Genomic DNA, 11968 nt, shown 5'->3' on the forward strand with positions numbered 1-11968 from the left:
TGGTGTGAGTCCATCTCCCCGGGCAGGCGGCAGCCCGCACCCCGTGCACGCCTCAGGGGAGTGGGAGCCGATCTCCCCGGCGTGTTGGACCATACTCGGCAATTCTGGCGAAGGCGGCCACGTCCAGCGCTTCGCCCCTGGCCCTCGGGTCGACTCCGGCGGCGCGCACGGCGTCCTCCGCCGCCGCCGGGGACCCGGCCCAGCCCGCGAGCGCCGCCCGCAGCGTCTTGCGGCGCTGCGCGAACGCGGCGTCCACCACGGCGAACACCTCCGCGCGGGACGCCTTCGTCGGCGGCGGCTCGCGGCGGGTGAACGCCACGAGCCCCGAGTCGACGTTCGGCGCCGGCCAGAACACGGCCCGGCCGACCGCGCCCGCGCGGCGCGCCTCCCCGTACCAGGCGAGCTTCACCGACGGCACGCCGTAGATCCGGCCGCCGGGCCGGGCGACCATCCGGTCGGCGACCTCCGCCTGGACCATGACGAGCGCCGTCCGCAGCGACGGCAGCACGGCCAGCAGGTGCAGGACGACCGGCACCGCCACGTTGTAGGGCAGGTTCGCGACGAGCGCCGTGGGCGCCGGGCCTGGCACCCCCTCGACGCGCATCGCGTCGGCGTGCACGACGTCCAGGCGTCCGGCGAGGTCGGGGGCCCGCGCGGCGACCGTGCCGGGCAGCTCGGCGGCGAGCGCGGCATCGATCTCCACGGCGACGACCCGGCGCGCCTCCGGCAGCAGCGCCAGGGTCAGCGACCCGAGCCCCGGCCCCACCTCGACCACGACGTCGTCCGGATCGAGGCTCGCCGTCCGGACGATCCGCCGCACCGTGTTCGCGTCGATGACGAAGTTCTGCCCGAGCGTCTTCGTCGGCCTGATGCCGAGCCGCGCCGCGAGCTCCCGCACGTCGGCGGGGCCGAGCAGCCCTCGTGAATCCCCCACGCCCCGATTGTCCCAGCTAGGAGAACAGGTTGCTTCCGCAGTTCGGCCACTGCCCCTGCCAGCGGCCGTTGACCTTGTTGTAGAGCATCTGAGCCCGGTAGGTCTGCTCCGCCGCGGGCGCGTCCGACGGCTTGCCCTTGCCGCCGACCGACGCCCACGACGCCAGCGAGAACTGGTAGAGCCCGTAGTACCCGGCCGGGTTCACGGCCTTCGGGTTGTTGTGGGACTCGCAGCGGGCCAGCGCCGTCCAGTTCAGCCGGGCCGCCGCGCCGGACCCCGCCGACTTCGGCCCGACCGCGAGGACCCGCGTGACGGGCCTGCTCTTCACCCGCTTCGCGATGACCTTCTTGACCTTCTTGCCCTTCCGCCGGACGTACGCCCACTGCACGATCAGCACGCCGGGACGCCCCTCCCGCAGCACCTTCTCGCTCCACGGCGGGACGGACGAGCTGTTCTTGCGGACCGTCTTCTGCGGCACCTTGACCATCGCGAGCTTCGGCGCCGACAGCAGCCGCAGCACGTAGACGACGTCGCCGGGCGGCTGGTCGGCGAGCGGCTTGACGAGGTCGTGCGGGCCGAGCGCGACCCGGGCCTGGTCGAGCACCTGCCGGACGGTCGTCCCGGTGGTCATCGCCTCCGTCCGCCTGCCGTCCACCACGATCACGATCTTGCGCGGCGCGGCGCTGGTGCGGGGCGCGTCCGCGGCGGCGGCCTTCTGCGGCCCGGTCGAGCCGCCCCCTCCCCCGCAGCCGGCCGCGAGGAGGGCGGCGACGAGAAGGACGGCGGAGGGCGCGGACGATCGGCGCGCGTGATGGCGAGGCACGGGGGTTCCTCCAGGGGGGCCGGGCTCGGGGGCGCCCGCTCAGAGGCCAGACATTAAGGCCACCCGTCGTGCCTCCGCCACCGCATCGCCCACATCCGCCGCCCCCGCCCCGGGCGGTACCGGCGTCACCAGGGGCCGAAGGCGCGCTCCCCGTTCGCGGCGATCGCCGCGCACAGCTCCGCCACGTCCACGCCCTTGACCTCGGCCATGGCGCGGACGGTGTGCGGGATCAGGTACGACGCGTTCGGCTTGCCCCGGTGCGGGATCGGCGTCAGGAACGGCGCGTCCGTCTCCACCAGGAGGAGGTCGAGCGGCGCGACGCGCAGCGCGTCCCGGAGCGGCTCGGCGTTCTTGAACGTGACGTTGCCCGCGAAGCTCATCAGGTAGCCGTGCTCGGCGCACGTCTCCGCCATCCGGGCGTCGCCCGAGTAGCAGTGGAACACGACCGTCTCCGGGGCGCCCTCCTCGGCGAGGACGCGGAGGACGTCGTCGTGGGCGTCCCGGTCGTGGATGACGAGGGCCTTGCCGGTCCGCTTGGCGATCTCGATGTGGCCGCGGAACGCGCGGTGCTGGTCGTCCTTCGGCGCCCAGTCGCGGTAGTAGTCGAGGCCGGTCTCGCCGATCGCGCGGACCTTCGGGTGCGCGGCCAGCAGCGCGACGTCGTTCAGGACGGCGTCGGAGATCCCGGTCGTCTCGTTCGGGTGGATCGCGACCGCCGCGTACACGTCGTCGAACTCGGCGGCCGCGTCCACCGCGAAGCGCGACGACGGCAGGTCGCAGCCGATCGTCACGATCCGCGTGACCCCGGCCGCCTTCGCGGACTTGAGCTGCTCGTCCACCGGCGTCTCGACGACGTCGAGATGGCAGTGGCTGTCGAAGACGTCGACGGGCAGGCGCTCTGGAAGCGGCGGGTAGGACCTGGAGGCCTGCCCGTCGGCGTCTCGGCTCACGTGTTCTCCAGCCGGGCGAGCTCCTCGTCCACCACGGACGAGTCGAGCTTCTTGAACAGCGGGACGGGCTTGGCCAGCGGCACGCCCGGCTTGATCGGCACCGACTCCCAGCGCGCCTCGGTCGCGTAGTCGCCGGTGAGGACGCGGTAGTCGGGCCCGCCCTCCTCGGAGACCGTCTTCAGTTCCGGCATGCCGCTCCACACGCCTTCCCCGCCGAGCATCTCGTACACCTTCTGCGACGAGCGCGGCAGGAACGGCGTCAGCAGCGTCTTGGCGTCGTCGACGACCTGCAGCGCGGTGTGCAGGATCGACTTCACGCGGGCCGGGTCGTCCTTCAGCTTCCAGGGCGCCTGGTCGGACAGGTACTTGTTCGCGTCGCGGACGACGTCCAGCGCCTCGGTGATCGAGTTCTTGAACCGGGACCGTTCGAGCTCGGCGCCCACGGCCGGGAACGCGCGGCGGCTGCGCTCCAGCAGCGCCCGGTCGGCGTCGGTGAGCTCGCCCGCCTCCGGGATCGCGCCGAAGTTCTTCGCCGCCATGTTCACCGACCGGTTGACGAGGTTGCCCCACGCGGCGACCAGCTCGTCGTTGTTGCGCCGGACGAACTCCGCCCAGGTGAAGTCGGTGTCCTGGTTCTCGGGACCGGCGACCGCGATGTAGTAGCGCAGGGCGTCCACGTCGTAGCGGGCGAGGAAGTCCTGCACGTAGATGACGACCTGGCGGGACGAGGAGAACTTCCTGCCCTCCATCGTCAGGAACTCCGACGACACGACCTCGCTCGGGACGTTCAGCGCGCCGAGCGAGCCCGGCGTGCCGCCCTTGTCGCCCTGGCCGCTGTAGCCGAGCAGCATCGCGGGCCAGATCTCGGCGTGGAAGACGATGTTGTCCTTGCCCATGAAGTAGTAGGACAGGGCGTCCGGGTCCTGCCACCAGGCGCGCCACGCCTCCGGGTCGCCCTGCCTGCGGGCCCACTCGACCGACGCCGAGAAGTAGCCGATCACCGCGTCGAACCACACGTACAGCTTCTTCGCCGGGTTGTCGCGCCAGCCGTCCAGCGGGATCGGCACGCCCCAGTCGAGGTCGCGGCTGATCGCGCGGGGCTGCATGTCGTCCAGCAGGTTCAGCGCGAACTTCAGCACGTTCGGCCGCCAGGCGAGCGCGCCGTTCTGCTTGCCGCGCAGGTACCGGCCGAGGACGTCGGTGAACGCGGGCAGGTCGAGCATGAAGTGCTCGGTCTCGACGAACTTCGGCGTCTCCCCGTTGATCCGCGACACGGGGTTTATCAGGTCGACCGGGTCGAGCTGGTTGCCGCAGTTGTCGCACTGGTCGCCGCGCGCCCCGTCGTACCCGCAGATCGGGCAGGTGCCCTCGATGTAGCGGTCGGGGAGCGTCCGGCCGGTGGACGGCGAGATCGCGCCCATCGTCTTCTGCGGGAAGATGTAGCCGTTGTCGTACAGGCCCTTGAAGATCTCCTGGACGACCGCGTAGTGGTTCAGCGTCGTCGTCCGGGTGAACAGGTCGTAGGACATCCCGAGGCCGTGCAGGTCTTCGGCGATCACGCCGTTGTACCGGTCGGCCAGCTCGCGGGCGGTGACGCCCTCCTTGTCGGCCTGCACCTGGATCGGGGTGCCGTGCTCGTCGGTGCCGCTGACCATCAGGACCTGGTTGCCCGCCATCCGCTGGTAGCGGCTGAACATGTCGGCGGGCAGCGCGAAACCGGAGACGTGCCCGATGTGACGGGGCCCGTTGGCGTACGGCCAGGCGGGCGCGGTCAAGATGTGACGGCTTGACGAGGACATGCAATCAAGGGTAGTCGCGCGGCGCCGCCCCCGGCACCGGATAAGGCCCCGACGCGATCAACGCCCGTCGGCGTCCGCGCCTGATCTCGCGACGCTCGGCGCCCCGGCCTCCCGCTCGGTCGCCCGCCCGGTCGCCCGCGCGGGCGCGGGCGCCAGGACGACCTGGACGACGGCCGCCGCCGCCAGGAGCCCGGCGAGCCACATGACCGAGACGGTGCCGAGGCCGTCGGCGGCGCGCCCGCCCAGCAGGGCGCCGAGCGCGATCGCCGCGTTGAAGACGGCGACGAGCAGTCCGGAGGCCGCCTCCTCGGCGTGCGGGGCCGCCGCAAGCAGCCAGTTCTGCACGGTCACCGACACGCCGCCGTAGGCGAGGCCCCAGAGCGCCAGCAGGGCCGCGCCGCCGCCGAGGGACCGGCCGAGCAGCGGGACGAGCAGCACCGTCACGGCCAGCGCCGCGCCGAGCACCAGCAGGGTCGCGCGGGGCGAGCGGACGGCCCGGGCGCCGCTCGCGAAGTTCCCGGCGACGCCCGCGACGCCGTACCCGAGGAGCAGGACGCCGATCTGCCCGGCGTCCGCGCCGGAGACGTCCTCCAGCACGGGACGGACGTAGGTGTACGCGGCGAAATGGCCGCCGACCAGCAGCGCGGTCGCGACCAGGCCCGCGCGGACGCGCGGTTCGGCGGCGAGCCCGGCCAGGCCCCGCAGGTTCGTGGATCGTTCCACGGGCAGCGGCGGCAGCAGCACCGCCATGACCGCCGCGAGGACGACGGCGAACCCGCCGGCCGCCGCGAACGCCGCGCGCCAGCCCGCCGCCTCGCCGAGCAGCGTCCCGGCGGGCACGCCCAGCACCGACGCGACCGCGACGCCGCTGAACGCGACCGCGATGGCGGCGCCCCTGGACCGCTCGGGGACGAGCCGCGCCGCCAGCGACGCGGCCAGCGCCCACACCCCGCCCATGCCCGCGCCGACGAGGACGCGCCCGGCCATCAGCGCCCAGGCGTTCGGCGACCAGGCCGCGACGGCGTTCCCGAGGGCGAGCGTCAGCAGCAGCCCCACCACGACGGGCCGCCGGTCCGCCCGGCGCAGCGCGGGGACGATCAGCGGCGCGGCCACGGCGGCGACGAGGCCGGTGACCGTGAGGGCCAGCCCGGCGACGCCCTCGCTGACGCCGAGCGTCCGCCCGATCGGGGTGAGCAGGCCCACCGGGAGCATCTCGGAGGTGACGACGGTGAACGTGGCGGCGGCGACGGACGCGACCGCCGCCCACGCGGCGGGGCCGCCGCCGTCCGAGGAGGTCGTGTTTCTCATGGTCCGAGTCAACGGCGGCGGGGCGGCCGGAACAACGGCGGGCCGCTCACCGCTGCATTAGTGACGCTCATCAGTGTCGCTCATCGATTAGGCGCTCATCGATCACGGAGGCGGGATGCCCGGTCTGGAACTGCGCGAACTCGAAGCCTTCCTCGTCCTGGCCGAGGAACTGCATTTCGGACGCACCGGTGAACGGCTGTACGTCTCGCAGGGCAGGGTCAGCCAGCTGCTCCGCTCACTGGAGGCCCGCGTCGGGGCCCGGCTGGTGGAGCGGACGAGCCGCCGCGTCCGGCTCACCCCGCTCGGGGAGGAGTTCCGGCGGAGCCTGCGTCCGGCCTACGACGGGCTGCACCGGGCGGTCGACGAGGCGCGCCGCGCCGCGCGCGGCGTCGAGGGGACGCTGCGGCTGGGCTTCCAGTGCACGGCGAACGACCAGGTGACCGAAGCCGTGGCGCGGTTCCAGGAGCGGTATCCGGCCTGCGTCGTCGAGCTGGCCGAGGTGCCGCTGCACGACCCGTTCGGGGCGCTGCGGGACGGCGGCCTCGACGCCGCGATCGTGCTCGGCCCCGTCCTGGAGGACGACCTGGTCGTCGGCGCGACCTTCTCGCGGGAGCCGCAGACGGTGGCGCTGTCGGTGCGGGATCCGCTGGCCGCGCGCGACTCGCTGGCGGCCGAGGAGCTGGCCGGGCGGGCGCTGGTCCGGGTCGGCGGCTCGGCGCCGGACTACTGGCGGGAGAGCTTCTCCCCGTCGGTCACGCCCGGGGGCCGTCCGATCGGGGCCGGGCCGGTGGTCGGCACCCTCCAGGAGGGGCTCGCGCTGGCGGCGGCCGGACGGGCGCTGATGCTGCTGTGCCGGGCCACCGCCGAGGACCACGACCGGGGGCCCGTCACCTACGTGCCGGTGACCGGCCTGCCCGACTCCACGCTGGAGCTCGTCTGGCGCCGCGACCACGAGACCGCCCGGGTCCGCGCCTTCGCCGCCGACCTGGGCGACATCGCCCGCCGGGCCGACGTCGCCCGCCGGGCGGTGCGCGCTCGCGCGGAGTAACCTGTCCGGCGTCGCGGGGACGAGCGGAGAGCGGTGCGGGCACCACGGTCGGTGGTCGCGCGAGAGCAGCGGAGGCGGGGAGCCCAGGCATGGCCCAGACCACGTCCGACCAGGCGGTCGTCGGCGCGCCGGAGACCGGCGCCGGGCCGGGGCCGAAAGGCCGCCCGCTCGGCGCGTTCCTCGGCGCGGTCCTCGGCCGGGTACGGCGGACGCGGCGCGTGGTGTGGCTGTCCCTGCTCGTCGCGGTCGCGGCCGTGACCGCCCAGTCCGTGCTGATGACGCCGCCGCTGTACTTCGACTCCTACTACGTGTGGCTCGCCGCCCGCGACTGGCCCGACATCCCGCTCACCCAGTGGCCGTTCGACGAGGTCCCGCACCAGGTCACCCGCATCGGGCTGGTGCTTCCGGCGCGGCTCGTCCAGGAGCTCCTCGGGGACGGCCAGGCCGCCTACTTCACCGTCGCCGCGCTCGGCGGCTGCGCGTTCTTCGTCGGGACGTACCTGGTCGTCCGGTCGCTGTTCGGGGACGTGGCGGGCCTGCTGTCGGCGGGCGTCCTGATCGTCCACCCGTTCTTCACCATGACGAACCCGTTCGGCCACGAGATCACCTGGTCGACCGGGGTCATGCTGCCGGACATGCCCGGCGCCGGGCTGTTCGCGATCGGCATGGCGGGCCTCGTCGTCGCGAGCCGCCGCACCGGACGGGCCCAGACCCGCATGCTGCTCGCCGCCGGAACGTTCCTCGGCGCGTCGTTCCTCGTCCGCGAGTTCCTGGCGTTCCTGTTCCTGCCCATCCCCGTCTACCTGGCGCTGCTGCGCATCCCGTGGCGGCGCAACGTCACGGTCGGCGCGCCGATGCTCGCGATCCTGCTCGCCAGCTTCGCGCACAACCAGCTCGTGTGGGGCAGCCCGCTCGCCGGGCTGATGTCCGCCGCCGAGCACGGCGGCCAGTCCCGCGACTACGTGACCCGCGAGCTCGCCGCCCGCTCGTTCCTGCGCGCCATGCACGACTGGAACCCGCTCGGCCTCGTGTTCACCGCCGCGCTCGGGCTGACGATCGCCGGCTGGGCCGTCACCCGCGACCGGCGCCTCGCGCTCGTCCTCGTGTGGTTCCTCGCGCTCGCCGTGCCGCTGACGCTGTTCTCCGGCGTCCTCGACCCGAACGACATCTCGCTGCGGGCCTGGCTCCAGCGGTACTGGTTCGCGGTGCTGCCCGCGCTGCTCGCGGGCGGGTTCGGGTCGCTGACCCTGATGGCGCGGATGCTGCCGTCCCGGCTCCGGCTCCGGACGCTGGTCGTCCCGGTGGTCGCGGTCGCGCTCGGCGCGACGTACGCGACGGCGGCCGTCCGGGCCGTCCCCGACCTGCCGCGCGACGACGCGTGGCGGCAGCTGCGCGGCTACCTCGCCGGGCACCGCGACATCACGCTGATCTGCGCGGACCGGCGGCTCGCGCAGACCCTCACCTTCTACACGCGGGACGTGTGGGGCGACCCGGTCTGGCGCGGCGAGATCCGCGACTTCCCGCACTACCTCGGCCAGGTGCCGCGCGACGCGACCGAGGGCCCGATGCTCTACACGCGCTGGCGCGGCATGGAGTCGCAGATCGGCGGCGGCTGGCGGCCGTCGCCCGCGCAGGGGTGGCGGCTGATGTGGCGGTCGTCGGACGGCGTCCTGCAGCTCTGGAACCCGCCGCCGCTCCCGCCCGAGGGCTAGGGGCTAGGAGCGGGTCCAGGCGACCCAGTCGCCCTCGATCGTGCGGCGGCTGTCGACGACGTGCCAGCCGGGCGGCGCGCCCGCGGGCCAGGACCGCTCGGCCGGAAGGTCCTTCGGCCAGGCCAGCACCACCAGGTCGACGTTCTGGGGCGGGGGCGTCCAGCGGGCGTCGAACACGCTGCCGTCGCTCCACCAGGCCCAGTAGTAGTGGGACAGCCGGATCGTCCACGGGACGTTCCAGTCGACCGCGATGGACCGCTGCGCCCTCAGGTCGACGCTCTCGCGGATGTCGGTGTGCGCGGTCTCGTCCCGTACCAGCGGACGCGCGATCCGCTCCGTCGCGGTGACGCTCATGCCGAGCGCGACCGCCGTCAGCACCACCGCGAGCAGCAGCGGGCCGCGCCGCCGCAGCCGGACGGCCGCGACCGCCGCCGCGAGCAGCGCGAGGCCCGTCAGCGTGGCGTGCCACAGCCGGAAGGACGTCCAGTCCCAGGTGAGGAACGACGTCTCGGGGAAGTCGTAGCCCGTGTAGGTGTACTGGGTGAGCAGGTCGCCCGCGTACCACTGGACGACGCACGCCGCCCCGACCGTCAGCGCCGCCGCCGCGGCGGCCGCCGCCGGGACCCGTCCGGCGCCGCGCAGCAGCACCGCGACGCCCACCGCGAACAGCACCGGCGTGATGGTGGCGAGGTAGCGGCCGTAGACGTAGTTGCCGACCCGGTACTCGACGGGCAGCGCCGCCGACGTGGCGAGCGCGATGGCCGCGACGATCCCGACGACCGCGAGGGCGAGCGCGCGCGTCCGCCCGGCCGGGCACGCCAGCGCCCCGCCCGGCCGGACGGCGGCGTACGCCACCGCGACCAGCCCGATCGCCGCGACGCCGCCGGTGGCGACCGACTGGTACCAGACCTGGCCGGTGCCGAGCGACAGCATCCACGCCCAGCCCCGCGCGTCGGAGAGCCGCTGGACGACGTTCCCGCTCAGATTGTTGTCGCCCGCCGGGTACATGTGCGGCAGCAGCGACGCGTTCAGCAGCATCGCGCCCGCCGTGCCCGCGGCGGCGGTGAGCAGCGCGAGCGCCGCCGCGCGCCAGGACCGCCACCGGCACGCCACCGCGGCCGCGACCAGCGCGCCGTGCGCGACGAGCAGCACCGCGCCCCGCGAATGGCAGGCGTAGGCGTACGCGACGAGCAGCGACGCCCCCGCTCCGGCGAGGTGGACCCGGACGGCCGCGTCCCGCCCGTCCGGGGGCGGCGCGGTCAGCCAGCGGTGGACGAGCAGCAGCCAGCCCACCAGGATCACCGGCAGGATCGCGTCGGTCAGCGCGAACTCGGAGTAGAACAGCACGCACGGCAGCGCGACCGTCACGTGCGCGAAGACGTACGCCCAGCGCCCGCGCACCTGGAGCAGGCGCAGCAGCAGGAACGCCAGCGGCAGCATCGCCGCGCTGAGCAGCGCGTTGACGACCAGCGCGAACCGGTACACCGACACCGGGTCGTCGGTGAGCCAGAACGCCGGGGTCAGCAGGAGCGGGTAGCCGCCCCGGTAGACCGTCCCGTAGGACATGTCCGCGTCGGGGCCGCCGGTCAGGACGCGGGCCGCGAACAGGTAGCCGGACTCGTCCGGCGTCGCGACCGGCACCGCCTGCCCCGACCCGAGCCACAGCCGGACGGCGACCTGCGCCAGCCAGCCGAGCACGAACAGCCAGGTCCAGCGGCCGCCGCCGCGGCGGCGCGGTGGCGGGGCGTCCCGGTCCGGAACGGCGACCGGCGGGCGTGCGACGCCCAGGGGCGGGGTGTCGGAGCCCGCCGGGATGCGCGTGCTCATCTGCGTGCGGCTTCCCGGGCGCGGGCGGGCTGAGAGCGATGATCCATTGCCGGTCAAGACTGTCACAGTGCCGCCGGACGGCGGGTCCGGGGCTCGCCGGTGATCAGCCCTCTGACGTGCCGTCCTCGCCGTCGCGCTCGGCCGCCGCCGCGTCCACGTTGCCCGCGGCGACCTTCCCGCCGTCCTTGCCCGCGCCGTCCTGGCCCGCGCCGTCCTTGGCGGCGCCGTCCTTGGCGGCCTTGCGGGCGGCGGCGTCCACCACGCCCGCGGCCTCCTCGGCCGCGTCGGTGAGCGGCGGGTGCTGGCGGCGGCGGATGCCGAGGATGCTGACGAACAGCGACGCGAAGATCGCCTGGAGGCTCATCACCAGCGCGGTCGCGGCCGGGACGACGATGCGCAGCGAGTGCCGCGGGTCGAGTTCGCCGAAGCTGTTGACCCGCCAGTGCAGCAGCGACGCGACGAGCCCGCCGAGACCGGCGACGGCGAGCAGCCCGCCGAGCAGCAGCCCGCGTTCGAGGCTCCACCAGTCGATGACCTTCTGGACCCGGCGGTCGTGCGGGAGGAACCCCTCCTGCATCGCGTACACCTTGGTGAGCAGCGCGAACAGCACCGCCTGGAAGCCGATGACCAGCGCGGCGCCCGCCCCGACGAGCGTGTCGACGTCGAACGCGATCTCCCCGACGGTGACCGGACCGGTGGAGAGTGCGATCCCGGCGAGCAGTCCGAGCGTCATGAATACGAGGCCCGGGATGAGGAACAGCCACCGGGGGCTGAAGAGCATGAGGAAGCGGAGATGACGCCAACCGTCACGCCAGGTGTTCAGGTGCGGAGGACGCGACCGCCCGTCCGGGGACAGGGTGGTCGGCACCTCGCGGATGTCGTAGCCCTGCAGGGTCGCCTTGACGACCATCTCGCTGGCGAACTCCATGCCGCCGGTCTGCAGGCCGAGGCGCAGGATCGCGTCCCGGTCGAAGGCGCGCAGCCCGCAGTGGAAGTCGCCGATCTTGCTGCCGAAGAACAGCCGCCCGACGAAGCTCAGCACCGGGTTGCCGAGGTAGCGGTGCAGCGGCGGCATGGCGCCGTCGGCGATGCCGCCCTTGAACCGGTTGCCCATGACGAGGTCGGCGCCGTCGCGCAGCTCGTCCAGGAACGGGCCGAGCGTGGTGAAGTCGTAGGAGTCGTCGGCGTCGCCCATCGCGACGTACCGGCCGCGCGCGGCGCGGATGCCGCCCATCAGCGCGTTGCCGTACCCCTTGTCGACCACGGGGACGACGCGCGCCCCCGCGTCCCGGGCGAGCTGCTGGCTGCCGTCGGTGCTGCCGTTGTCGGCGATGACGACCTCGCCGTCGATGCCCTTCTCCTCGAAGAAGCCGACCGTCTTGCGGACGCACGTCGCGACCGTCTCGGCCTCGTTCAGGCACGGCATCACTACGGAGAGTTCCACGCGATCTCCTTCGTTACCCCTCGTGACCGTCTGCGGGGCTGTCCGTTTGTCTCGGTTCTTCCGCGCGGCGGCCCGTCATCGTTCATGATGCCTGCCGGGGACGGGTAATGATGGTCGCTCTCG

9 protein-coding genes are annotated in these 11968 nt (G+C 73.8%); 2 read left to right on the forward strand and 7 right to left on the reverse strand.

Annotation, left to right across the window (positions count from 1 at the left end):
- Positions 1–52 precede the first annotated feature (52 nt).
- The 5 genes from rsmA to ACH01S_RS37015 form a co-directional block, all read right to left on the reverse strand.
- A complete protein-coding gene (gene rsmA, locus ACH01S_RS36995) occupies positions 53–934 on the reverse strand; it encodes a 16S rRNA (adenine(1518)-N(6)/adenine(1519)-N(6))-dimethyltransferase RsmA (protein ID WP_067903485.1) in 882 nt (293 codons plus the stop codon).
- A 16-nt stretch (positions 935–950) separates the two neighbouring features.
- Positions 951–1757 (reverse strand): transglycosylase family protein, encoded by an 807-nt coding sequence (locus tag ACH01S_RS46590; protein WP_067903488.1) that lies wholly within the window; start codon positions 1755–1757, stop codon positions 951–953.
- Between the two features lie 125 nt (positions 1758–1882).
- Positions 1883–2707, reverse strand: coding sequence for a TatD family hydrolase (locus ACH01S_RS37005; protein WP_067903491.1), 825 nt, complete (start codon positions 2705–2707; stop codon positions 1883–1885).
- Positions 2704–4506 (reverse strand): methionine--tRNA ligase, encoded by a 1803-nt coding sequence (gene metG / locus ACH01S_RS37010; RefSeq protein WP_067903495.1) that lies wholly within the window; start codon positions 4504–4506, stop codon positions 2704–2706. The genes ACH01S_RS37005 and metG overlap by 4 nt, the downstream gene beginning before the upstream one ends.
- Before the next feature lie 57 nt (positions 4507–4563).
- The gene (locus ACH01S_RS37015) at positions 4564–5814 is read right to left on the reverse strand and encodes an MFS transporter (protein ID WP_067903497.1); all 1251 of its coding nucleotides are present in this window, start codon (positions 5812–5814) and stop codon (positions 4564–4566) included.
- A gap of 115 nt (positions 5815–5929) precedes the next feature.
- On the opposite strand from ACH01S_RS37015, the gene ACH01S_RS37020 reads away from it, so the two are divergent.
- Both ACH01S_RS37020 and ACH01S_RS37025 read left to right on the forward strand, forming a co-directional pair.
- Entirely contained in the window at positions 5930–6862 is a 933-nt protein-coding gene (locus tag ACH01S_RS37020) for a LysR family transcriptional regulator (RefSeq protein WP_067903500.1), read from the forward strand.
- Between the two features lie 89 nt (positions 6863–6951).
- The gene (locus tag ACH01S_RS37025; RefSeq protein ID WP_083981568.1) at positions 6952–8574 is read left to right on the forward strand and encodes an ArnT family glycosyltransferase; all 1623 of its coding nucleotides are present in this window, start codon (positions 6952–6954) and stop codon (positions 8572–8574) included.
- 3 nt (positions 8575–8577) lie between these two features.
- On the opposite strand, the gene ACH01S_RS37030 is transcribed toward ACH01S_RS37025, so the two are convergent.
- Positions 8578–10401, reverse strand: a complete 1824-nt coding sequence (locus ACH01S_RS37030; RefSeq protein WP_067903503.1) for a hypothetical protein — start codon at positions 10399–10401, stop codon at positions 8578–8580.
- A 103-nt stretch (positions 10402–10504) separates the two neighbouring features.
- On the reverse strand, positions 10505–11845 hold the full coding sequence (locus ACH01S_RS37035) for a glycosyltransferase family 2 protein (RefSeq protein WP_246236616.1): 1341 nt from the start codon (positions 11843–11845) through the stop codon (positions 10505–10507).
- Positions 11846–11968 lie beyond the last annotated feature (123 nt).

The organism is Actinomadura chibensis NBRC 106107 (assembly GCF_001552135.1).
In the GTDB taxonomy this organism is placed as follows: domain Bacteria; phylum Actinomycetota; class Actinomycetes; order Streptosporangiales; family Streptosporangiaceae; genus Spirillospora; species Spirillospora chibensis.

Coding starts and splice junctions, on each gene's coding strand:
- ACH01S_RS37025 (WP_083981568.1), top strand. CDS start 6,952: ATGGCCCAGACCACGTCCGACCAGGCGGTCGTCGGCGCGCCGGAGACC.
- ACH01S_RS37020 (WP_067903500.1), top strand. CDS start 5,930: ATGCCCGGTCTGGAACTGCGCGAACTCGAAGCCTTCCTCGTCCTGGCC.
- ACH01S_RS37030 (WP_067903503.1), bottom strand. CDS start 10,401: ATGAGCACGCGCATCCCGGCGGGCTCCGACACCCCGCCCCTGGGCGTC.
- ACH01S_RS37015 (WP_067903497.1), bottom strand. CDS start 5,814: ATGAGAAACACGACCTCCTCGGACGGCGGCGGCCCCGCCGCGTGGGCG.
- metG (WP_067903495.1), bottom strand. CDS start 4,506: ATGTCCTCGTCAAGCCGTCACATCTTGACCGCGCCCGCCTGGCCGTAC.